Below are 20,322 nucleotides of genomic sequence, written 5' to 3'. Positions count from 1 at the left end.
AAAATCTTCCGCGGGCCTCACTGCTCCTCCTTGAGCCGTTCGAAGACGAGCTGGGTGCGGCGGACGGCGCGGACGCCGTACACCTCGGAGATCAGTTCGGGGGTGAGGACCTGGCCGGGCGGTCCTCCGGCGAGGACGCGGCCGGCGCTCATGACGTAGAGGCGGTCGCAGAACGCGGCGGCCTGGTTGAGGTCGTGCAGCACCGCCAGCGTGGCCACGCCCAGCTCGCGCACCAGGTGCAGGATCTCCAACTGGTGGCGGATGTCCAGGTGGGAGGTGGGCTCGTCGAGCAGCAGCAGGCGGGTCTCCTGGACCAGCGCGCGGGCGATGAGCGCCCGCTGCTTCTCGCCGCCGGACAGGGTGGCGTAGACACGCTCCTCCGCGCCGGCGAGTCCCACGCGGTCGAGCGCCCGCGCGCACCGTTCCGCGTCGGCCGCCGCGACACGTTCGTACGGCGTCCGCCCCATGAGCACGACCTCGCCGACGGTGAAGTCGAGCTCGGAGGGCGTCTCCTGGGCCACCACGGCGGTCCGCCGGGCGGACTCGCGCCAGGACAGGCCGTGCACGTCGTCGCCGTCCACCCTGATGAGCCCGGCCGAGGGACGCAGCGCTCGGTAGATCGTGCGCAACAGGGTGGACTTGCCGCAGCCGTTCGGCCCGACGAGGGCGACGAACTCGCCGTCGCCGACCAGGAGGTCGGCCTCGTGCACGATCGGACGGCCGTCGAGGCGTACGGACACGCCGCGCAGGTCGAGTCTCATGTGACGGTCACCGCCCGGTCGACCGAGCGCCGGCGCAGCAGCCACAGGAAGAACGGCACGCCGATCAGCGCGGTGACGATGCTGAGCGCCAGCTCCTGCGGCGCGTTGACGGTACGCGCGGCGACGTCCACGAGCTGCAGGAACGCCGCCCCGAGCAGCGCCGTGACCGGCAGCACCCTGCGGTGGTCGGCCCCGACGAGCAGGCGGGCCGCGTGCGGCACGATCAGCCCGACGAACGCGATGGCGCCGCTGGTGGCCACGAGGACGCCGACCAGCAGCGAGGTGAGGACGAACAGCGTGATGCGCAGGCGCTGCACGTTCACGCCGAGGGAGATGGCGCTCTCCTCCCCGGCGGTGAGCGCGTTGAGTTGGCGGTGTTGCAGCAGCAGGTAGACCAGGCCCGCGACGAGCACGACGGTGGGCAGCGGCAGCATGTGCCAGCGGGCCCCGCCCAGGCTGCCCATGAGCCAGAACAGCACCTGCTGCGCCGCCCGCCCGCTCTGCGCCTGCTGCAGCACGAAGCTGTAGAGGGCCTGAAAGAGGTACGCCAGCGCGACCCCGGCCAGCACCAGCCGCGACGGGGTGATCCGGCCGGAACGTTGCGCCAGCGCGTACACCAGGCCCAGGGCCAGAAGTGAGCCCGCGAAGGCGGCGCCCGACAGCGACAGCCCGCCCAGTGTGGAGGCGCCCAGGATGAGCACGAGCACCGCGCCGAAGGACGCGCCCGACGAGATGCCCAGCAGGAACGGGTCGGCCAGCGGGTTGCGCACCAGCGCCTGCAGCACCGCACCGACCACCGCCAGCCCCGCCCCGACAAGGAGCGCGAGCAGCGCGCGCGGCAGCCGGAACTCCCACACGATCTGCGCCTGCACCGGCGTCCACGTACGCGGGACGAGTCCGGGCGCCAGCCGGTCGGCGACGATGCCCCACGCCTGCGGCAGCGCGACGTGCACGGCGCCGATGCTGACCGCCAGCCACGTGGAGGCGATCACCGCCGCGGCGAGCACGGCGAGGAGCACCGCGAACCTGCCCCCGCGACGGTGAGGCCCCGCGGCGCTCGCGGACCTGGCCGGCGCCAGGTCCTGACGAGTCTCGCTGGTCATGACGTGAACGCGTCGGGGTGCAGGAACCGGGCGATGTCGGTGATGGCGAGCAGGTTGCGGTAGCCGGGATGCTGGGCCGAGACCGGCACCGGGAGCACCCGCTTGGCCTTGGCCGCCGGGCTGTTCCTGGCGATGGCGAGGGCGTCGGCGGTCTTGGCCTGCACGGTGGGCATGGTCTCGCCGCGCAGGGTGGCGTACTCGCTGACCAGGATGGCGTCCGGTTGCGCGGCGCTGACCTGCTCCACGCTGACCTCGGTGTAGTCGCCCTTGACGTCGGCCAGCACGTTCACGCCGCCCGCGGCGGTGATCATCTGGTCGGTGATGCCGGCGCCGCCGTAGGCGTTGACGGGGCCCTTGCCGCCGTCGGTGGCGAGCACTTTGACGGGCGGCCGGCCGGCGACGCGCTCGCGTACGTCGTCGAGCCGCCCGCGCAGCTCGGTGGCCAGCTTGTCGGCGCGGTCGGAGACGCCGAAGATCTTGCCGAGGTTGCGCAGGTCGGTGAACGTGTCCTCAAGGGTGAACTCGAGCGTCTCCTCGGGGCTGCACCAGCCGCCCAGGATGTACACCGGGGAGCCGGCGGCGTCCAGCTCCTCCACGGTGGCGTAGCCGCCGCCGGCGTCGAAGCTGGCCATCGCGTTGTCCAGGACGAAGTCGGCGCCCTGGGCGAGCATGACCTCCTTCTGCGGCAACATGATCGTCGGCGAGATCTCCGAAATCTTGTCGTACAGCTTCTTCTGGCCGGGCAGGAACGCGCTCTCGGAGAAGTTCGTACGCCCGGCGATGCGGTCGCTCAGGCCGAGGGCGAGCAGCGTCTCCAGTGACGGGTGATAGCCGGTGACGACCTTGGCGGGTGGCCTGTCGAAGGTGAGGGTGCGCCCGCAGTTCTCGACCGTGACGGGGAAGCCGGCCTGCGGCGCCGCGGCGGAACCGGCCTGCTGGGCGGCGGGCGCCTGCCCGCAGGCGGTCAGCGTCAGGGCGGCCACCAGGACGAACAACCTTCTCATGATCCGGCGACCGCCTTCAGCGGCGCGCTTTCGCGGGCGGACGGCCTGGCTGAGGTGCGGCTCATGTGGTGAGTCTCCGGAGTCGAGAGGTCGAGCATGCGACGATCGACCTCATTTTTGCATATATGCCGCAACTGCTAGGAAACCGCAGCAGGTCGCTTCGGTACCGGTCCCGGGCGGTCTGTGGAAAACTGCGCGACCATGACGAGCGGGCACGAGCCTCCCGAGCCGGACCCGAGCGTCTACTGGACGCCTCCGCCGCGGACCGTGACGATCGCGTCCGCGGTGTGGATCTGCTTCGGGGCACTCGTCGCCCCGGCGATCATGCTGCAGTTCATGCCGGACAGCAACGGGTGGTTCCGGAAGGTCAACCAGGGCTAGGGCCTCACGCGACCGGCCCGTGACTCAAGGTAGCGTCGCTCGGCGATGCTCGCGGTGGCCTTCGCGGCACGCCGGTAATGCTCGTACGCCCCCGCTCTGTCGCCGGTCCGCTCCAGCAGATGGGCACGTACGGACAGCAGCCGGTGGTGCCCGGCCAGCCGCTCGTCACCGTCCAGCGTGGACAGCAGGGCCAGCCCGGCCGCCGGGCCCTCGATCTCGGCCAGCGCGACCGCCCGGTTGAGCGTGACCATCGGGTTGGGCGCGATCCGTTCGAGGATCAGGTAGAGCGCGTGCACCTGCCGCCAGTCGGTCTCCTCGGCCGTGGCCGCGTCGGCGTGCGTGGCCGCGATGGCCGCCTGCAACTGGTACGGCCCCAGCGCCGGAGCGGCCAGCGACGCCTTGGCCAGCTCGACGCCCTCGTCGATCAGGGCCCGGTCCCACGTCGTACGGTCCTGCTCGGCCAGCGGCACCAGGTCGCCCGCCGCCGTCGTACGGGCCCGCCTTCGGGCGTCGGTCAGCAGCATCAGCGCGAGCAGCCCGGTCACCTCGCCGTCGCCGGGCACCTGCGCGTGGACCATCCTGGCCAGCCGGATCGCTTCGTGGGCGAGGTCGACGCGGTGCAGGTCGCCGCCCGACGAGGCGGTGTAACCCTCGTTGAAGACCAGGTAGAGCACGTGCAGGACGACCCGCAGCCGCTCCTCGCGCTCCGCTCCCTCCGGCGGGCCGAACGAGCTGCCGGCGGCCTTGATGCGCTGCTTGGCCCGGCTGATCCTGGCCGCCATCGTGGCCTCCGGCACCAGGAACGCGCGGGCGATCTCGGCGGTGGTCAGGCCGCCGACCGCCCGCAGCGTCAGCGCCGTCTGGGAGGCCGGTGTCAGCGCCGGATGGCAGCACAGGAACAGCAGGACGAGCGTGTCGTCGGTGTCCGGCACGTCCTCGGGCGGCACCTCGGCGGTCGTCGCCGACTCCCGCTCGCGGCGGGCCCGATCGCTGCGCATCTCGTCGAAGAGCCGCCGGGACGCGACCGTCACCAGCCAGCCGCGCGGGTTGCCCGGCACCCCTTCGGCCGGCCACTGCACGGCGGCGGCGAGCACGGCCTCCTGCACGGCGTCCTCGCAGCCCTCGAACTGGCCGTGCCGGCGTACCAGCGTGCCGAGGACCTGCGGCGCGAGCTCACGCAGCAGGTCCTCGACGGCCGGTGCCGTCACGCCTCCGACGGCCCGTCAGCGAACATCACCTGCCGCACCTCGATCCCCAGCCCTTCGATCGCGGCGTCCGGGATCTGCGCCGCCAGCTCGATCGCCCGCTCCTTGTCCTCGCAGTCGATCAGGTAGAAGCCGCCCAGATATTCCTTCGCCTCCAGGAAAGGACCGTCCGTCACCACCGGCCGGCCGTTGCGCACGGAGACCACGGCCGCCTGGGAGGGGTCGACCAGCGCCTGCGTGCTGACCAGCTCGCCGGACTCCTTCAGCGCCTCGATGAACCTGGCGTGGCCGTCGCCGATCGCCGCCCTCTCCTCGTCGGTGAGCGCGTCCAGCACGGCCGGGCCGATGTGCATGCTGATCAGGAACTTCATGTCGTACTCCTCGTGTCGCGCGGAGCCCCGGCCGGGGCCCCTCCGACCGTTGGTCGGAGCCGCCGCCGCCGTCTTGACCTCCCGCCGCGACTTTCGCACGGCTTTTTCGCCGTCGCGTCGCCGGGCCCCCGGGGACGCGGGTCCACGCCGCGTGGCCTTCAGGTTACGGCCCTCGCAAGGGTGCGGGCGGCACCTCGACGACACGTTGTCCCAACGCCTACGGCAAGACCTCCGACAACGTCGCCCGCCTGGAGATTCTCACGTACGAGACGCTGGTCCTGCGCCACGACGCCGGTCGAACTGCTCGCCGCCCACCTGAGGCCCGGCGCCGCCCCGGCCGGGTACATGTGAGACCGGCCGGGGCGCTTCGCGGCTGCCTGACGTCACTCCCACTGGCCGGGCTGGAAGTCGCCGGTGGCGGGCTGCCGGGTGATGACGTTCATGCGGTTCCAGGCGTTCATGACGGCGACGAGCGACACCAGGGCGGCGAGCTGGTCCTCGTCGTAGTGCTTGGCGGCGTGCGCCCAGACCTCGTCGGTGACGCCGCCGCCGTCGGCGATGCGGGTGCCCTGCTCGGCCAGCTCCAGGGCGGCCCGCTCGGCGTCGCTGAAGACCGCCGCCTCCCGCCAGGCCGCGACCAGGTTGAGCCGCACCGGGGACTCCCCGGCGTGCGCGGCCTGCTTGGTGTGCATGTCGACGCAGACGGCGCAGCCGTTGATCTGGCTGACGCGCAGCTGCACCAGCTCCTGCGTCGTGGCCGGCAGCGTCGAGTCCGACACGGCCCTGCTCGCAGAGACGAAGTATTTCGCGGCCTTGGCCGCGACCGGATTGCCGGCGTAGTCGAAACGGGCGTCCATGGACGTCTCCTTGCCGTGGTGACGGTTACACCCCCACGACGAACCGGCCGGCACAGGAGGGGACAGCCCGGACATGTGACGTACGTCACTCGCGCCCGTGGTGCCGGGCGAGCGTGTGGCGATCAGCCGCCAAGGAGGCCGGGGAGGAGGGAGCCGAGACCCCCTCCGCCCAGGATGCCTCCGAGGAGGTTGCCTACCTGGCTGAGCAGCGAGCCGAGCAGGTCTCCTGTGGGAGACGGGGCTGCGGCGGCGGGAGCGGCGAGCGCGACGGTCAGCAGCGCGCCGGTGGCCAGGATGGCGGTCAGACGGGCGGTGGATTTCATGATGCCTCCACAGGCGGTGACAGAAAGTGATTGAGAGTCACCCTATGTGACAATGGCGCTGATCACCGCGACCGCCTCGCCCGGGTGTGTCCGGCCCCGTCACAGTGGCGTGACCGGGTGGGCGTCCGGCACGTACACCAGGGCGTCGTACGCCTTGGCGGGGGTCATCTTCACGGTGTACGTCCAGCTCAGGTGGCTGTAGACCGACCGGAAGCCGTCGCCGACGCTGCCCATCGGGATCTCCGAGGCGAGAAGTTCCCGGTTGCCGGGCTTGGCGGAGGCCCGCGCGACGTTGACGTAGCCGAGCCGCTCGCCGCCGAACAGTTTGGCCACAGGCGAGTCGTGGCTCACCGTGAACTGCTTGCGCTGCCCGGAGTCCTCATCCCTGGCGGTGAACGTGCTGTCGCCGAACTCCGTGCCGATCGTGAAGTAGTCCTTGCCGTACGTCGTGGCCAGCCGCCGCCCCATCGACGCGAAGGAGAACGCGGCGCCGCTCTTGTCGATGTGGCCGTTGTGGCCGCACAACACCATCTTCTTCCGCCCCTGGGAACCCTCCAGGCCGGCGATCCAGCCGACGTTCTCGGCCATCCAGGCGTCCCGCTTGCTGGCGTAGTCGCCGCCGGACACCTGCAGCCGCGCGCCGCGCAGGATCGTCTCGGCGTGGTGCACGGCGAGCACGAACGCCTGCTCCGAGCTGCGGCTCACGTACGTCTCGCGGTTGTCCTTCATGTGGGCGACGAGCCGTTCCGCGGCGGTGGCGGCGGCGGTGACCTTCGCCTGGGCCTGGCCGGCCCTGGTGGCGTCGGTGAGGTCGGCCAGGGACTCCTTGACCTGACGGACCCTCGCGGGGTCGGCCGTGGCGAGATAACGCAGCAGCCGCTCCTTGTTCCGGTCGTAGCGCTGCATGTCGAAGCCATAGAGGCGCACCTTGTCGGCGTCGGGGACGCCGGCGTTGTGGTCGTGGATCCATTCGATCAGATCCGCCGTCTCGCGGGTCCGGTAGATGTCGAAGCCGAGCGCCTCGGCGGCCGCCTTCGCGTTGCCCTTGCCGTTCATGACGTAGTCGTTGGCCGCCGCCGTGCCACCGAAGTCGGCCTCCAGGGCGACGGTGCGGAAGCCGTGGTCCTGGACCAGCTTCTTGATGATGATCGCGCGGGTCTGGACGAACTCCTTGTTGCCGTGCGTGGCCTCGCCGATTCCCACCACCCGCTTGCCGGCGGCGTCGGAGAGCGGGGCCCGGTCGAGCGGGGTCACGGTGTCGGGCGTCACCCGGGAGGTGTCCACGCCTCCGCAGCCGGTGGCCAGCAGGGCGGCCAGGGAGAGGCAGGCGAGCGTTCGGACGGGCGTGCGGCTCATGTCAGGTCACTTCCTTGCGAATGGCGCGGGCTGCGCCGAGCGTCATCGGGAGGACGATCCAGAAGATCGTCGACACGGCGAGCCGGAGGACCTCGCCCCCGGTCATGCCGCCGGACGTCAGGGGAGCCGCGGTGGCGCCCAGGTGAAGCCACTCGGCCAGGGCCTCGCCGGCGCTGCCGAGCCGGGCGACGACGCTCCACACCATGGGCGCCGCCAGGCAGATCACGATCGCGGCCGGCGTGTTCATGAGCAGCATGCCGAGGGACAACCCCATCGCGACCACGAGGACGTTCCCCGCGGTCCAGCCCAGCAGCGCTCCGGGACTGACCGTCCAGTCGGCGGGGACGCCCTGGGCGGCAGCGACGGCGGCCGTCACCGGCACCGCGGCGACCATCGCGAACAGGGACGCGGCCAGGGTCGTGAGCAGCGGCGGCAGGCACTTGGCCGCCAACACCCGCAGGCGGCGGGGTTCGAGGACGAACGTGGTCAGGGCGGTGCGGTGGCTCCACTCACCGGTTACCGTCAGGATCCCGATCACCGGGAGCAGGGTGCCGTATCCGATCCCGGCGGTCACCACCATGGTCTGCAACCCCGGGTCGGCCACGAGGCCGCGCGCGCCCATGAACGCCACGGTCAGCACGGCCAGGGCCACCGTCATGATTCTTCCGCTGCGGGTGTCGAAGAGCTTGCGGGTCTCGACCGACAGCAGCCGGCGGAACGGGGCACGCCTGCCGGGCCGGTGGCGCCCCGTGCTCCGCGAACCGCCCGCGATCGGCTGGACGTCGGCGTCGGTCATGTCGCGCTCCGGTCGGCGATCGCGGCCGGTACGTGGTCGAACTCGATCATGTGTCAAGTCCACAGCACCCGGGGCCGGCCGGACATCGAACCTGGGTCGAGGGCGGCCCGGCGCAGGGCTAGACCCGCGACGCCCGTTGTAGACCTGCGGCCACCTCGGTGGGGACCTGGGTAGCGAGGAACGTGCTCTCAGGCCGGGTACGCGTGGGTCTCGGCGGCCTTGACCGACGCCCACACCTGCCTGCCGGGCATCAGGTCGAGCTCGGCCAGGGCGGCGGGGGTGATGTCGGCGAAGGCCACGATCGGGCCGTCGAGGTGTACGCGGACGTTGTCGCCGTGCCGTTCGACGCCCTCGACGCGGGCCTGCCACACGTTGCGGGGGCTGCCGTCGGGGCGGGTGCGGTAGAGGGCGAGCGCGGAGGGCGGGAAGGCGACGAAAACGGGTCCGCGCAGGGTTTCGCTGGTGCTGAGGAGCAGCTCGCCGACCTTGACCCGCCGGTCGTCGGCCTGCCCGCGGTAGAGGTTGAGCCCGACCAGGTGGGCGACGTAGTCGGTGCGGGGGCGGCGGGCCACCTCGGCGGGGGCGCCCTGCTGGACGACGGAGCCGTTCTCGATGACGATCAGCCGGTCGGCCAGCACCATGGCGTCCAGCGGGTCATGGGTGACCAGGACGGTGGCGCCGTCGAAGTCGGCCAGGTGGCGGCGCAGCTGGGAGCGGATCTCCAGCCGGGTGTGGGCGTCCAGCGCGGCCAGCGGCTCGTCGAGGAGCAGCAACCGCGGGCGTACGGCGAGCGCCCGCGCGAGCGCCACCCGCTGCGCCTGGCCGCCGGACAGCCGCCGCGGTCTGGAGGCGGCGTGGCCGGACAGCCCGACCCGCTCCAGGAGGGCGGCGGCGACACGGCGGGCCTCGGCCTTGGAGGCGCCCTGGCAGCGCGGCCCGAAGGCGACGTTGTCCAGGGCGGACAGGTGCGGGAACAGCAGGTAGTCCTGGAAGACCATGCCGATCGGCCGCCGCTCGGTGTCCAGCCCGTGCACGGCGCCGCCGTCGAGGGTGATGTGGCCGCCCGTCAGGGGGGTCAGCCCGGCGAGGGCGCGCAGCGCGGTGGTCTTGCCCGCGCCGTTGGGGCCGAGCAGCGCCACCACCTCGCCCGGCGCGACCTCCATGGCGAGGTCGAGGGTGAAGGCGGGTCTGGCGACCACCAGGCGGGCCTGCAGCGTCACGGGCTGTTCACCCACCGGTCGCGCAGACTGGCCAGGATGACCACCGAGACGGCCAGCAGAACCAGGCTGAGCACGATGGCCGCCTCAGGCTCGGTCTCCAGCGCCAGATAGACCGCCAACGGCATCGTCCGCGTGGTGCCGGGGAAGTTGCCCGCGAACGTGATGGTCGCGCCGAACTCGCCCAGCGCCCGCGCCCAGCACAACACCGCGCCCGCCACCACGCCCGGCATGACCATGGGCAGCGTCACCCGCCGGAACACGGTCAGGCGCGAGGCGCCCAGCGTGGCGGCGGCCTCCTCGAAACGCCGGTCGGCGCCGCGCAACGCGCCCTCCACGCTGATCACCAGGAAGGGCATCGCGACGAACGCCTCGGCCACGATCACCCCCGCCGAGGTGAACGGCAGCGTGATGCCGAAGGCGGCCTCCAGCCACTGCCCGGCCAGGCCGCGCCGGCCCAGCACCAGCAGCAGGGCGACGCCGCCCACCACGGGGGGCAGCACGAGGGGTACGGTCACCAGGGCGCGTACGAGCCGCCTGCCGGGGAACTCCACCCGGGCCAGCAGCCAGGCCAGCGGCACGCCGAGCAACAGGCACACCGCGGTGGCGATGGTGGCGCACACGAGGGACAGCCGCAGCGCCTCCAGCACGTGCGGCTCCGCCAGGCGTACGAGCAGCGTGGGCCAGGGGGCGCGGACCAGCAGGCCGGCCAGAGGCAGCACGAGGAAGGCCAGCCCGGCGAGCGCGGGCACCATCAGCAACCACGGCAGCCGCCCGGAACCCCCGCGTCCGGCGCCCCTGGGCCGCTGGTGACCCGTGCCTCCGGGACGCCCCTCGGCACGGGCGCGTCCGGCGGATCCACCACGCGGGCCGGGCGGCTGAGATCGCGACGCTGGGGAGTCCATCGTGATCAGGGGACCTCGAAGCCGGCTTCGGTCAGGGTGTCCCTGCCCTGCCGCGACACCACCAGGTCGACGAACCGGCGGGCCAGGTCGCCGGCCGGGGCCTGCGCCAGGACAGCGATCGGATAGTCGTTGGCCGCCTGGTCGGCCTCGGGGAAGGAGATGCCCCGCACGTCGTCGCCGGCGGCCATCACGTCGGTCCTGTAGACGAGGGCCGCGTCGACCTCGCCGAGCTCGACCTTGGTGAGGGTGGCCTTGACGTCCTGCTCCAGGGTGACCGGGGTGACCTGGACGCCGGCCGCGCCGAGCGCCTTGACCGCCGCGGCGCCGCACGGCACCTGCTCGGCGCAGAGCGCCACCTTCACCTGGGGATCGGCCAGGTCCTTCAGCTCGCCGACCTTGGCCGGGTTGCCGGCGGGCACGGCGATCTGCAGCTTGTTGCGTACGAACGTGGTGGGCGAGCCCGCGAGTGCGGCGTCGGTGACCGTCTTCATGGTGGCCGGGCTGGCCGAGGCGAACACGTCAGCCGGCGCCCCCTGGACGATCTGCTGGGCCAGCGTGGCGCTGGACCCGAAGTTGAGCCGCACCGTGGTGCCCGGATGCGCGGCCTCGAAGGTCCTGCCGAGCGTGGTGAACGTCTCGGTCAGCGACGCCGCCGCGAACACCGTCACCTCCTTCGAGCCCCCGCCGGCGGACGCGGCCGGTCCGCCGCCACCGCAACCCGGCAGCCCCGCCAGCGCGAGCACGACGGGCAGGACGATCGCCCATCGGGGAAGACGTCTGAACAACACAGGAGCGCTCCTCACACGTGACCGGCCACACGCTCGTGACCGGGGATCTCCACGACGACGTTGGTGGACTTGATCACGGCGACCGCCACCACCCCCGGCTCCAGGCCCAGCTCGTCGGCGGCCTGGCGGCTCATCAGCGACACCACGCGGAACGGCCCCGCGGCGATCTCCACCTGCGCCATCACCGCGTCGCGGAGCACCTCGGTGACGATCCCGCGGAAGCGGTTGCGCGCCGAGGAACGGCCGCCCTCGCCGTCGCTCTCGACCTGCGAACGGGCGAAGGCCGCCAGGTCGGCGCCGTTGACCCGCCGATGCCCGTGCTCGTCGCGATCGGCGGCCAGCCGGCCGGCGTCCACCCACCGGCGTACCGTGTCGGAGCTGACCCCGAGCAGCGCCGCGGCCTCGCTGATCCGGAACGTCGTCACAACCCTCACCATACTCTCCGCGCATTCCAGGGAAAATCCCCGGTTCCCCTCGCAGAAGCGATCCGGAAGCCCACTCCGCCATGGCGTCCGCGAGGTCAGGAGCCCTCCGCCGCGGCCGTACGCGGCAGGCCCGGATGCGCGGCACCGCAACCCTCGCTAGAGTTCTTTACGATCATCGACATTGATCGCGGTCGACGGCTCTCGCCACGGGGCTGAGGGCACGGCCGGGCGGTCGTGCAGCGTGGACACCGGGGGAGATGGGTTTGGCCGGCCAGAGCAGGGGGCGGCCGGGCTGGCTCCACGTGGGCGCGCTCGAGCGCCGCCTGACCCGGGCCTGGCAACCCGGCACCTTCCCGCCCGCCGAGTCGCTCCTGGCCGTCATGACGTTGTCCGCCGTGCCGCGGGCCCTGGGGGTCCGGCTGGCAGCACACCTCGACGGCGGCATCGTGGTCGGGCCTGGCGCCGTGCCTGACCTGCCCGGGTTCGAGGCCCTTCGCGGTGTCGCGCTGCCGTTCCAGCAGGGCCGCTGGGAGCGCAGTGCCGGCGTCTACGATCCCGGCCGGCGCCGCGTCGGCGTCGGCAGCGTGCCGTCCCCGTCGGTCAGCGTGGCCGGGCACGAACTGGGGCACGCCACCGACCACCTGGAAGGCCTGCCGTCGCGCGGGGCGTTCTGGGCCCACCTGCACGCGTCGCGCGCGCCGCAGTTGCCGCCGCCCTTCCGGGAGGACCCTGCCGAGCTCTACGCCGAAGCCTTCGCCTGCGTGCTCACCGGACGAGCCCGCCGCCTGATCCGCTTATTCGGGGACGAGCACGCCGCTCAGCGCGCCTACCTGTGGATTTCCGGCCGGTACGGGCTGGGCTGAGCGGATTTCCTTGCCCTGCTGAACGCGCGCGCTATTCTGAGGGGAGAATCGGTGACCGGTGAGACGGGAGGGACGCAGCTCATGACCGCCATCATGCTGGCCGGCGGAGTCCTGCGCGTACCCGAGTCGAGCGTGTTGCCGGACGGCACCCGCGTGGACGGCACGCGCGACATCGCGCCCGACGCTCCCGACTACGCGACCTGGCTCCCGTACGTGATTCCCGAGGGAGCCGCCTGGCACGGCAGCACCGACGACGAGAGCATCCTGGCCCGCTGGCGCGCGGCCGCCAGCGCCTGAACCTGCCGCCGAGTTCCCGCGCGGACCCGGGACGCGTCCGGCGACTGTCCGGTCGCTGTCCGGCGCACGCCCTGGCGATTCCCTGCAGGCGAGACAAAACTGCACCGTACCCGCCGGCTCGGCCACCTGTGGCGCGGCCGGATGTCGAAGCAGTGAAAAGGAGCTCGCCTGTCATGCGCATTCTGAAGGTCGTCGCGATTTCCGGGACCCTGGCCGCACTCGCGATGGGCATGTCCGCCCTGCCGGCGCAGGCGGCCGCCGGGTCGGTCTCGCCGGGCGTCCAGCGAGTCGTGCAGCAGTCGCCGGACGACTGCCTCGCCTACCTCAACGAGAACGGCTACGCGTCGACGCCGGCCAGGGTCAGCGCCTGTAACTCGCTCGTCGAGGCCTTCTGCATCGAGATCCTGGAGGACTCGCAGGTGCTCGCGCCGCACGCGGTGAACGCCTGCCGGCTCTCGTGAACGGCGGCCTGTAACGCGGAGCGGGACCGAGCGGAACAGGCGATCGAGTCTCGGCGGCCTGGACACTTGAACCACGGTTGAGTGCTCTTCAGAGAGTCAAATAGATGATCTGGAGGAAAGAAGTGGAACGCGACGACATGTCAGCGGAGGCCGCCCTTCGGGAAGTGCAGCGAGCGCAGGACGCCGTGCGGAAGTCCAGTCGGTGGGCGGCGCATTTCTTCCTGGCGATAGGGCTGGGAAGCCTGGGCTACTGGCTGGCCGCGCTGCTCGGCTCGGCGGCGATGGCCGATTACGCCGCCCTGGGGATCGGCGTCCTCGTCGTGGCCGGGTTCGTCTACGTTGTTCGCAGGCAGGTCTACGATCAGCTGGTGTCCCGGCTGTCCTATCCCATCACCGGGGCGTTCGTGGGGACGACCGTCGTCGCGGCGCTCTACGACATGTTCGCGCACCCGCAGGAGCCAAGCGCCCTGCGGGTGGTCGCCGGTGTGCTGGTCGCGCTGGTCGCGAGCAGCCCCTTGTTCTACGCCGCGGTCCGCATGCTCCGTGTGACGGATGACAGGTGAGTCATCCACGCCATGCGCTCGACGAGATCATCCACGCTCCTGTGCGGCTGTCCATCGTGGCCATGCTGGCGGCGGCGGAGACGGTCGAGTTCCGCTATCTGAGGGACACGATCGAGGTCAGCGACTCGCTGCTGTCCACGCACATCGACACCCTGGAGAGGGCGGGTTACGTTCGGGTGGAGAAGGGGTTCGTCGGCAAACGCCCCCGCACCTGGCTCGTGCTGACCGACGAAGGGCGTAACGCCTTCCAGCAGTACACATCCACACTCCGCCGGATCACGGAGGGAAACCATCACGCCTGAGAGGCAGGCACCGCCGATCACCCCCGCCACCGTGGACGTGATCAACGTCCTCATGGCCGACCTCGATCCCCGCTGGGGGCTCGCGCCGTCGCCGAGCAGGCGACCGTGCCGCGCCCCCTGGACCGCCCCCTGGACCGCCCCCTGGACCGGCCACTCGACGGGCCCCTGCCCGAGCCGGGGATTTGAGTTGGACGCGCTGTCCCGGGGCCTCATCATCGCGGCCGCCGCGATCCTGCCCGGTGAGGCGCGGCGCGAGCGTTACCGGAAGCAGTGGCTCGCCGACGGCGAGGGGGCCGCGGAACTGGGGATCGGCTCACTGTCGGTGGCGTTCGGCGCCGTCCGGGTCGCGTTGGCGATGAACCTGACCCGCCGCTCGGCCCCGGCGCTCGGGCTGGCGGTCGTCCTGGTCGTCGGCGGGATCCGGCTGGCGACGACCACGTCCGGAGGGGCGCTCGGGGCCGCCCTGGCCATGGCGGGCGTGGCGTTACCGTTCCTGCTCCTGATCGTCCGCAGATTCACGGAGCGCCATTCGCCCGGTGACGGGCAGGACGCCCTGGCCGCCGGGCGGGCGCGCCCGGCGAGGCGGGCGTCCCCGGACGCCGGACCGGACTGGGAGCGGCTGCGGTTCGTGCTGGTCGGGGGCGCCGTTCTGGTGTTCCTGGCGGTGCTGCTGCTTCACCTCATGACCAGGTGAGCCATCGGGCTCGACGGCGTCGCCACCTTGACAGACGTTCTCCGGCGCACCCAGAATCGTCCGTAATGCTGAACTAGTGTCCATCATTATGGACGGTGTGCCATGAAAAGACGGGTGGTCGTCGCCAGCACCATCGGCACGGCCCTGGAGTGGTATGACTTCGGGCTGTACGGGCTGGCCTCGGCGTTGGTCTTCAACAAGGTCTTCTTCTCCGACGGCATGGGTACGACCGCGACCCTCGCGTCGTTCGCGACTTTCGCGGTCGGGTTCTTCTTCCGGCCGGTGGGCGGCGTGGTCATCGGCCACTTCGGCGACCGGATCGGGCGCCGTACCATGATGTTCGTCACGCTGGGGCTGATGGGCACGGCGAGCACGCTGATCGGCCTGCTGCCGACCTACGAGAGCATCGGCATGGCGGCGCCCATCCTGCTCGTGCTGCTCAGGATCCTGCAAGGGGTCGGTTCCGGGGCGGAATACGCGGGCGCCGCGCTGATGACGACCGAATACGCGGGCCGCCACAACCGCGGCTTCTGGGGCAGCTTTCCGGTGGCGGGCAACGCGGCGGGAGTTCTCCTCGCCTCCGGGAGCTTCACCGCCGTGTCCTCGATGCCGGACGACGTCTTCCTGTCCTGGGGGTGGCGGATCCCGTTCCTGGCCAGCTTCCTGGTCGCCGGCGTGGGCATCTACATCCGGACGAGAATCGCCGAGACCCCCGCTTTCCAGCGGGTACGCGAGGCCAACGAGGTCACGCGCGCCCCGCTCGCCGAGGCCCTGCGCGGGTCGCGGCGCACGCTCTTTCTGGCCTTCGTGGCGAACTTCGCCCCCAACATCGCCGGTTACGTGCCCGCGGTGTTCGTGCTCTCGTACGTCGCCGACACCGTCGGCGCACCGGAGAGTTCGGCGCTGATGGCGGTCACCGCCGCCACGTGCGTGCGGATGGTGACGCCCGCGCTGTTCGGGGCGCTGTCGGACCGGGTGGGCCGCAAGCCGGTCTACGTCGGCGGCGCGCTGTTCTGCGCGGCCATCTCCTTCCCCTTCTTCCTCCTTCTCGACACCGGCTCCGCGCTGCTCATCGCGGTCGCGGTGATCGCGATGCTGGGCATCGGCGACGGCGCGCTGCTGGGCCCGCAGCCCGCCTTCTACGCGGAGTTGTTCCGTCCCCAGGTGCGCTACAGCTCCATCGCCCTGTCGCGGGAGTTCTCCGCCGCGCTCATCGGCGGCACCGCGCCGTTCGTGGCCAGCGCGCTGGTGGCGGCGGCAGGAGGAGAGCCGTGGCTGGTGGCGGCGTACATCACCGTGGTCTACGCGGTGTCGGCGTGGGCCGCCCACCTGCTGCCGGAAACCCGCCATGCCACTGAGGGCGCGGCCTTGGCATACGTACGAGGACGAGAGGAACACCCATGACCTTCGACGTGATCGTGGTCGGCGCGGGCGCGGCCGGAGTCGCCGCGGCGCTCGCGGCGGCGAGCAACGGCGCGCGCACAGCGCTGGTGGAGGCCTCGCCCTACCCCGGTGGGGAGCTGGTCGGCGGGCTGCCGCTGCTCGGCACTCGCAACAGCCTGGGCGAGCGCATCGTCGGCGGCCCGCTGGACTCTCTGCTGGACAGCTGCGCGTCCCTCGACGGCTATGTCGGCGACCTGTTCGACTGGCGCACCACGTGGGGCACCTGCGTCGACCCGGAGGCGATGCGCATCGCCGTGGTCGAGCAGCTCGCCCTCCGCTCGGTGACCTTCCTGCCCTCCAGCCTGGTGATCGCCGTCGAGACGGCCGACGGCGGCCCCGCGGCGGTGAGCGTGCTCGACCGGGCCGGGACGCGGTCCACGCTGACGGCGCACGTCGTGGTGGACGCTTCGGGGGACGGCTCGGTGTCCGAGCTGGCGGGCGCGCGGCTGGAGCGCGGCGACGTGCACGGCGGGTTCCAGCCGGTCAGCCTGACGTTCCGCATGGGCGGCGTCGACTTCGGGCCGCTGTTGCAGTTCGTACGCGACAATCCCGAGCAGTTCATGCTCGGTCAGAACCCCGTGATCGGCAAGACACCGGCGGAGTGCGCCGAGCGGGTGCACGCGTCCGGCCTGCCGTTCGTCGCGATGAGCGCCGAGGACCCCGGCTCCCTCATGGGCACCGCGATCGAGCAGGGCAGCCTGTACCCCACCACCGGCATGTGGATGTGGCCGACCTCGCTGGCGCGGCGCGAGCTCGGGCTGAACACGACGAGGGTGTCGGGCATCGACGCGATGGACGCCCGGGCGATGGGCGAGGCGCTGGCCACGCTCACCGGGCAGGTCCGCGCCGCCATCGGCTTCGTACGCAAGCACCTGCCCGGCTTCGCCGGCGCCCACCTGGCCGGGGCGGGACCGAAGGTCGGGATCAGGGAGACCAGGCGGGTGGCCGGGGAGCACACGCTGAGCGGCGCCGACGCGCTGCGCGGCCGCAAACACGCGGACGGCGTCGCCAAGGGCGGCCACCACGTCGACATCCACGGCAGCGGCACCTATCAGAAGCGGGTCCCCATCGAAGGCGGGCGCTCCTACGACATCCCCTATGCCGCGCTCGTCCCGCGTCACGTGCGCAACCTGCTGGTCTGCGGGCGGGCGTTGTCGTCGGACCGGGAGGCGAACGGGTCCGCGCGGGTCATCGGCACCTGCATGGCGACGGGCCAGGCGGCGGGCACCGCAGCCGCGCTCGCCGCCCGTGCGGGACTCGGTGACGTACGGGAGGTGCCGGTCGGTGAGGTGCGCGACGTCATCCGCGCCCAGGGCGGCGTGGTGGACGGCACCGCGTGACGGGCGGCATCGGCGTGGAGCGTGACTAGACTGCGGCTAGGAAAATCGATCACCGCAGATCACCGCAGACCGCCGCAGGAAAGGCCGGTGAGCACGTGCCGCCGAGACCGCATCCCACCGTGTCCCGCGTGGTCGTCATCCTGGAAACCGTCGCCGCCCGTCCGGAGGGCGTCACCCTGTCCGCGCTGGCGCGTATGGTCGGCATCCCGAAGTCCACGGTCCACACGCTGACCCAGGGACTGCTGGCCACCGACTACCTGTACGAGCGGGCAGGTCTGCTCTTCCTCGGGCCGGGCATCGAGCTGCTGACCATGCCGCTGGGCGACCACCCGCTCGAACGGCTGGCCCACGACGAGCTCGAACGGCTGGCGGCCGACACCGGCGAGACGGCGCAGCTCGCGGTGCGCTCCGGGGACAACCTCGTGGTGATCGACCAGGTGGAGTCGGCGCAGGAGATCCGCTACGCCGTCCCGTTGCGCTCGCGCCGTCCCCTGCTGACGACGTCGATGGGCAAGTTGTTCCTCGCCGACCTCGGCGCCGACGAGCTCACGTCGTTCCTGGAGGAGCGCGGCGAGCTCGCCACGCCCTCGGGGAAGACGATCCTCGCCGAGCGGGACACCATCAGGGAGAGCGGCGTCGCCTTCAACCTGGAGGAGTCGGTCGCCGGGGTGTGCGCGGCGGCCGCGGCGGTGCGCGGGGCCTCGGGGAAGGTGGTCGCCGCCCTGGTCGTCGCCGGTCCGGCCGCACGGATACGCCCGCAGGCGGAGGCCGTCGCGGCGCGACTGCGCAAGACGGCGGAGCGGCTGTCCGACCGCCTCGCGCGCGGGTAGCCGCCCGGCCCGTCGTCCCGCCCCCGCGGTTGGAGCCGGAGCCGCGTGGGTAGCAGCGGTGCCAGTGATCGGGGAGGTGCGGGAACACGAGCGCCGAGGACGGAACGCATCAGGACGCGCAGCCGGTGCGGGTGACGTGGGGAACGGCGGCGTCGGCGACGCTGCACTGCCTCACCGGCTGCGCCATCGGCGAGGTGCTCGGCATGGTGATCGCCACCGCGCTGGGCTGGCACAACCTGCCCAGCATCCTGCTGGCCGTCGTCCTGGCGTTCGTCTTCGGCTACGCGCTCACCATGCGCGGCCTGATCCGGGCACGCCTGACGTGGCGCAGTGCGCTGCGGCTCGCGCTGGCCGCCGACACCGTGTCGATCCTGATCATGGAGATCGTCGACAACGGCGTCATGCTGATCATCCCCGGCGCCATGGACGCCGGGCTCGCCACGCTGCTGTTCTGGGGTGCGCTGGCGTTCTCGCTGCTGGTCGCGTTCGTCGTCACGACGCCGATCAACAAGTGGATCATCGGGCGCGGCAGGGGGCACGCGGTGATCCATGCCTACCACCACTAGCACGGACCGCGGGCCCGGCACGGCGGAACGGCCGGGCGCTCTGCCGCGCCCGGCTGTTCCGTAGGGCCGTCCCGCCGGGCTCGGTGGTGGTCAGCGGTTGGCGGCCAGGCTGGTGATCGGGTGTTCGCCGTCGGTCTGCAGCCGGTATTCGTGGCCGGAGACGGCGCGGTTGTCTTCGATGACGCGTTCGGAGGGTGCTTTCTCGCCGCCCATGAGGGCTTGCTGCATCTGCTCGAAGCGTTCGTGGGCTTCTTGCACGTAGCCGGTGCCCAGGGTGGTGTAGTCGATCTGGGTGGACAGCAGTTCGCGCAGGTAGGCCTTGTTGGGCTCGAAGGTGACCGGGACGGGCAGTTCGGGGGCCAGGACCTGTTCGGGGTCGCGGCCGTCGTGGCGTTTGAACAGTTCGGCGGCCAGGCGCAGGTGTTCCAGCTCCATGTTGAGGTGTAGTTCCCAGATGTTTTTCACCTTGGGGTCGGACTCGGTCTCCATGAAGGAGTGGTAGAGGTAGCACTCGTTGTATTCGTGGTTGAGCAGCATCTCCCACCAGCTTTCGCCGGGGTCGACGAGGGATTCGTAGTGGGTGACGTGTTCTTCCTCGATGAGGCCGATCTCCTGGTAGAGCTGGCGGGCGATGGGCTCCATGTAGAGGGGGCCGACGTTCATGTAGAAGTTCATGGTCTGCTGCTCGGCGGACATGATGGTCAGTGCGTGCAGCTTGGAGATGGGTGCGGCGGTGGTTTTGTCGTAGGGTTCGCGGACGTTGTCGACGGGGTTGCGGTGGTGCAGGTAGGTGGGGCGGCCGGGCATGATCTCGGTGAGTTGGTCGACGATTTTCTCGGCTTTGCGGTGTTCGATCATTTCGTAGAGGTTGGAGTAGCGGTAGAGGTGGTCGAAGTCTTCCAGGACGCCGAATTGGTAGGCCTGCTGGAGGTAGGGGTCGGGTTCCATGCGGGCGACCCAGGCGGTCAGGTCGACGGCGACTTGTTCGTAGGCGATGGTGGTTTCCAGGACCGAGGCCAGGCCGGGCAGGAGCCAGTTGACGGCTTTTTGCTGCTGGGCTTCGATGTAGCGGACGCGGGCCAGGTGTTGTTTGAGGTCGGTGTCGGGGCAGTGGCGGGCCAGGTGGTGGCTGAACATGATGGCTTCGACTTCGATGCCGTTCATGGTGATGATGCGGCAGCGGGTGTAGGGGTCGGCGTGGTCGGGGTCGGTGGGTGTGACGTTGAGTTCGCGCCAGTTGCGTAGCTGCTTGTCCAGCGGGATGCCGCGTTCCTGCAGTGGGTTGAAGGTCATGGTGTGCGCTCCTTCGCGCTGTGTCCGGCCGGGCCGGGGATAGGGCGTGGTGTGGGTGCGAGTGCGTGCCCTACCCGAGGCTTCCCGGCTCAATCTTTGGCTGTGCTCGGCCGCTGTTGTGGATTTGGTAAGCGTTTCTGCTGGTCTTGGCGGGTGTGTGCGTGTCCGGGTGGGTGGG

Annotated in this window: 25 protein-coding genes; 11 read left to right on the top strand and 14 right to left on the bottom strand. The window is 71.4% G+C overall.

The features are described from left to right. Positions 1 to 17 precede the first annotated feature (17 nt). The 3 genes from GUY59_RS33780 to GUY59_RS33770 are packed head-to-tail and all read right to left on the bottom strand — an operon-like array spanning position 18 to position 2,868. Positions 18 to 761 carry an ABC transporter ATP-binding protein gene (locus tag GUY59_RS33780; protein ID WP_138207095.1) on the bottom strand — a complete coding sequence of 248 codons (744 nt, stop codon included), beginning with the start codon at positions 759 to 761 and terminating at the stop codon, positions 18 to 20. Continuing rightward, the gene (locus tag GUY59_RS33775) at positions 758 to 1,864 is read right to left on the bottom strand and encodes a FecCD family ABC transporter permease (RefSeq protein WP_138207093.1); all 1,107 of its coding nucleotides are present in this window, start codon (positions 1,862 to 1,864) and stop codon (positions 758 to 760) included. Before GUY59_RS33775 ends, GUY59_RS33780 begins: the two co-directional genes overlap by 4 nt. Beyond that, complete coding sequence (locus GUY59_RS33770) at positions 1,861 to 2,868, bottom strand: ABC transporter substrate-binding protein (RefSeq protein ID WP_138207091.1); 1,008 nt, start codon at positions 2,866 to 2,868, stop codon at positions 1,861 to 1,863. Before GUY59_RS33770 ends, GUY59_RS33775 begins: the two co-directional genes overlap by 4 nt. A 201-nt stretch (positions 2,869 to 3,069) precedes the next feature. Between GUY59_RS33770 and GUY59_RS33765 the strand changes: the two genes are divergently transcribed. Then, complete coding sequence (locus tag GUY59_RS33765; RefSeq protein ID WP_138207089.1) at positions 3,070 to 3,249, top strand: hypothetical protein; 180 nt, start codon at positions 3,070 to 3,072, stop codon at positions 3,247 to 3,249. On the opposite strand, the gene GUY59_RS33760 is transcribed toward GUY59_RS33765, so the two are convergent. From GUY59_RS33760 to GUY59_RS33715, 10 genes are all read right to left on the bottom strand, one after another. Beyond that, a complete protein-coding gene (locus GUY59_RS33760) occupies positions 3,246 to 4,457 on the bottom strand; it encodes an RNA polymerase sigma factor (protein WP_138207087.1) in 1,212 nt (403 codons plus the stop codon). The two genes, GUY59_RS33765 and GUY59_RS33760, sit on opposite strands and share 4 nt — an antisense overlap. Beyond that, positions 4,454 to 4,825 (bottom strand): YciI family protein, encoded by a 372-nt coding sequence (locus GUY59_RS33755; RefSeq protein ID WP_138207085.1) that lies wholly within the window; start codon positions 4,823 to 4,825, stop codon positions 4,454 to 4,456. The genes GUY59_RS33760 and GUY59_RS33755 overlap by 4 nt, the downstream gene beginning before the upstream one ends. 383 nt (positions 4,826 to 5,208) lie before the next feature. Further along, positions 5,209 to 5,682 carry a carboxymuconolactone decarboxylase family protein gene (locus tag GUY59_RS33750; RefSeq protein WP_132339926.1) on the bottom strand — a complete coding sequence of 158 codons (474 nt, stop codon included), beginning with the start codon at positions 5,680 to 5,682 and terminating at the stop codon, positions 5,209 to 5,211. Positions 5,683 to 5,804: 122 nt separating this feature from the next. Further along, positions 5,805 to 6,005 carry a hypothetical protein gene (locus tag GUY59_RS33745; RefSeq protein WP_132339924.1) on the bottom strand — a complete coding sequence of 67 codons (201 nt, stop codon included), beginning with the start codon at positions 6,003 to 6,005 and terminating at the stop codon, positions 5,805 to 5,807. A 99-nt stretch (positions 6,006 to 6,104) separates the two neighbouring features. Next, positions 6,105 to 7,361, bottom strand: a complete 1,257-nt coding sequence (locus tag GUY59_RS33740; RefSeq protein ID WP_138207083.1) for an erythromycin esterase family protein — start codon at positions 7,359 to 7,361, stop codon at positions 6,105 to 6,107. Position 7,362: 1 nt separating this feature from the next. Next, a complete protein-coding gene (locus GUY59_RS33735) occupies positions 7,363 to 8,157 on the bottom strand; it encodes an ABC transporter permease (protein WP_138207081.1) in 795 nt (264 codons plus the stop codon). A 188-nt stretch (positions 8,158 to 8,345) separates the two neighbouring features. After that, entirely contained in the window at positions 8,346 to 9,377 is a 1,032-nt protein-coding gene (locus tag GUY59_RS33730) for an ABC transporter ATP-binding protein (protein ID WP_330849260.1), read from the bottom strand. After that, positions 9,374 to 10,129: an ABC transporter permease gene (locus GUY59_RS33725; RefSeq protein ID WP_138207893.1), complete on the bottom strand. Its 756-nt coding sequence runs from the start codon at positions 10,127 to 10,129 to the stop codon at positions 9,374 to 9,376. Before GUY59_RS33725 ends, GUY59_RS33730 begins: the two co-directional genes overlap by 4 nt. Before the next feature lie 155 nt (positions 10,130 to 10,284). Next, positions 10,285 to 11,067 (bottom strand): molybdate ABC transporter substrate-binding protein, encoded by a 783-nt coding sequence (modA, locus tag GUY59_RS33720; RefSeq protein WP_171055595.1) that lies wholly within the window; start codon positions 11,065 to 11,067, stop codon positions 10,285 to 10,287. Between the two features lie 11 nt (positions 11,068 to 11,078). Next, positions 11,079 to 11,492: a TOBE domain-containing protein gene (locus GUY59_RS33715; protein ID WP_132341134.1), complete on the bottom strand. Its 414-nt coding sequence runs from the start codon at positions 11,490 to 11,492 to the stop codon at positions 11,079 to 11,081. 263 nt (positions 11,493 to 11,755) lie between these two features. Between GUY59_RS33715 and GUY59_RS33710 the strand changes: the two genes are divergently transcribed. The 10 genes from GUY59_RS33710 (at position 11,756) to GUY59_RS33665 (ending at position 18,851) form a co-directional block, all read left to right on the top strand. Continuing rightward, complete coding sequence (locus tag GUY59_RS33710) at positions 11,756 to 12,355, top strand: hypothetical protein (protein ID WP_132341135.1); 600 nt, start codon at positions 11,756 to 11,758, stop codon at positions 12,353 to 12,355. A 51-nt stretch (positions 12,356 to 12,406) separates the two neighbouring features. Continuing rightward, the gene (locus tag GUY59_RS33705) at positions 12,407 to 12,652 is read left to right on the top strand and encodes a hypothetical protein (RefSeq protein ID WP_138207895.1); all 246 of its coding nucleotides are present in this window, start codon (positions 12,407 to 12,409) and stop codon (positions 12,650 to 12,652) included. Positions 12,653 to 12,825: 173 nt separating this feature from the next. Beyond that, positions 12,826 to 13,113 (top strand): hypothetical protein, encoded by a 288-nt coding sequence (locus tag GUY59_RS33700; RefSeq protein WP_138207897.1) that lies wholly within the window; start codon positions 12,826 to 12,828, stop codon positions 13,111 to 13,113. A gap of 104 nt (positions 13,114 to 13,217) precedes the next feature. After that, positions 13,218 to 13,676 (top strand): hypothetical protein, encoded by a 459-nt coding sequence (locus GUY59_RS33695; protein ID WP_138207899.1) that lies wholly within the window; start codon positions 13,218 to 13,220, stop codon positions 13,674 to 13,676. Further along, positions 13,673 to 13,978, top strand: coding sequence for a winged helix-turn-helix domain-containing protein (locus GUY59_RS33690; protein ID WP_138207901.1), 306 nt, complete (start codon positions 13,673 to 13,675; stop codon positions 13,976 to 13,978). The genes GUY59_RS33695 and GUY59_RS33690 overlap by 4 nt, the downstream gene beginning before the upstream one ends. A gap of 31 nt (positions 13,979 to 14,009) precedes the next feature. Continuing rightward, positions 14,010 to 14,672: a hypothetical protein gene (locus GUY59_RS33685; protein ID WP_138207903.1), complete on the top strand. Its 663-nt coding sequence runs from the start codon at positions 14,010 to 14,012 to the stop codon at positions 14,670 to 14,672. Positions 14,673 to 14,774: 102 nt separating this feature from the next. Beyond that, a complete protein-coding gene (locus tag GUY59_RS33680; protein ID WP_138207905.1) occupies positions 14,775 to 16,076 on the top strand; it encodes an MFS transporter in 1,302 nt (433 codons plus the stop codon). Then, positions 16,073 to 17,455 (top strand): FAD-dependent oxidoreductase, encoded by a 1,383-nt coding sequence (locus GUY59_RS33675; RefSeq protein ID WP_138207907.1) that lies wholly within the window; start codon positions 16,073 to 16,075, stop codon positions 17,453 to 17,455. Before GUY59_RS33680 ends, GUY59_RS33675 begins: the two co-directional genes overlap by 4 nt. 128 nt (positions 17,456 to 17,583) lie before the next feature. Continuing rightward, the gene (locus GUY59_RS33670) at positions 17,584 to 18,285 is read left to right on the top strand and encodes an IclR family transcriptional regulator (RefSeq protein WP_138207909.1); all 702 of its coding nucleotides are present in this window, start codon (positions 17,584 to 17,586) and stop codon (positions 18,283 to 18,285) included. A gap of 131 nt (positions 18,286 to 18,416) precedes the next feature. Beyond that, positions 18,417 to 18,851 carry a DUF4396 domain-containing protein gene (locus tag GUY59_RS33665; RefSeq protein WP_252375214.1) on the top strand — a complete coding sequence of 145 codons (435 nt, stop codon included), beginning with the start codon at positions 18,417 to 18,419 and terminating at the stop codon, positions 18,849 to 18,851. A gap of 90 nt (positions 18,852 to 18,941) precedes the next feature. On the opposite strand, the gene GUY59_RS33660 is transcribed toward GUY59_RS33665, so the two are convergent. After that, the gene (locus tag GUY59_RS33660) at positions 18,942 to 20,144 is read right to left on the bottom strand and encodes a hypothetical protein (protein ID WP_138207913.1); all 1,203 of its coding nucleotides are present in this window, start codon (positions 20,142 to 20,144) and stop codon (positions 18,942 to 18,944) included. Positions 20,145 to 20,322: the final 178 nt, after the last annotated feature.

The sequence above is a fragment of the Nonomuraea sp. K271 genome, from assembly GCF_009908215.1.
In the GTDB taxonomy this organism is placed as follows: Bacteria; Actinomycetota; Actinomycetes; order Streptosporangiales; family Streptosporangiaceae; genus Nonomuraea; species Nonomuraea longispora.
This window is presented reverse-complemented; position numbering and strand designations above follow the sequence as displayed.

Excerpts from the sequence above, each read along its gene's own strand:
- GUY59_RS33755 (WP_138207085.1), bottom strand. The coding sequence starts at position 4,825 with ATGAAGTTCCTGATCAGCATGCACATCGGCCCGGCCGTGCTGGACGCG.
- GUY59_RS33770 (WP_138207091.1), bottom strand. The coding sequence starts at position 2,868 with ATGAGAAGGTTGTTCGTCCTGGTGGCCGCCCTGACGCTGACCGCCTGC.
- GUY59_RS33680 (WP_138207905.1), top strand. The coding sequence starts at position 14,775 with ATGAAAAGACGGGTGGTCGTCGCCAGCACCATCGGCACGGCCCTGGAG.
- GUY59_RS33660 (WP_138207913.1), bottom strand. The coding sequence starts at position 20,144 with ATGACCTTCAACCCACTGCAGGAACGCGGCATCCCGCTGGACAAGCAG.
- GUY59_RS33675 (WP_138207907.1), top strand. The coding sequence starts at position 16,073 with ATGACCTTCGACGTGATCGTGGTCGGCGCGGGCGCGGCCGGAGTCGCC.
- GUY59_RS33765 (WP_138207089.1), top strand. The coding sequence starts at position 3,070 with ATGACGAGCGGGCACGAGCCTCCCGAGCCGGACCCGAGCGTCTACTGG.
- GUY59_RS33780 (WP_138207095.1), bottom strand. The coding sequence starts at position 761 with ATGAGACTCGACCTGCGCGGCGTGTCCGTACGCCTCGACGGCCGTCCG.
- GUY59_RS33740 (WP_138207083.1), bottom strand. The coding sequence starts at position 7,361 with ATGAGCCGCACGCCCGTCCGAACGCTCGCCTGCCTCTCCCTGGCCGCC.
- GUY59_RS33700 (WP_138207897.1), top strand. The coding sequence starts at position 12,826 with ATGCGCATTCTGAAGGTCGTCGCGATTTCCGGGACCCTGGCCGCACTC.
- GUY59_RS33750 (WP_132339926.1), bottom strand. The coding sequence starts at position 5,682 with ATGGACGCCCGTTTCGACTACGCCGGCAATCCGGTCGCGGCCAAGGCC.
- GUY59_RS33735 (WP_138207081.1), bottom strand. The coding sequence starts at position 8,157 with ATGACCGACGCCGACGTCCAGCCGATCGCGGGCGGTTCGCGGAGCACG.
- GUY59_RS33775 (WP_138207093.1), bottom strand. The coding sequence starts at position 1,864 with ATGACCAGCGAGACTCGTCAGGACCTGGCGCCGGCCAGGTCCGCGAGC.
- GUY59_RS33725 (WP_138207893.1), bottom strand. The coding sequence starts at position 10,129 with ATGGTGCCCGCGCTCGCCGGGCTGGCCTTCCTCGTGCTGCCTCTGGCC.
- GUY59_RS33745 (WP_132339924.1), bottom strand. The coding sequence starts at position 6,005 with ATGAAATCCACCGCCCGTCTGACCGCCATCCTGGCCACCGGCGCGCTG.
- GUY59_RS33695 (WP_138207899.1), top strand. The coding sequence starts at position 13,218 with ATGATCTGGAGGAAAGAAGTGGAACGCGACGACATGTCAGCGGAGGCC.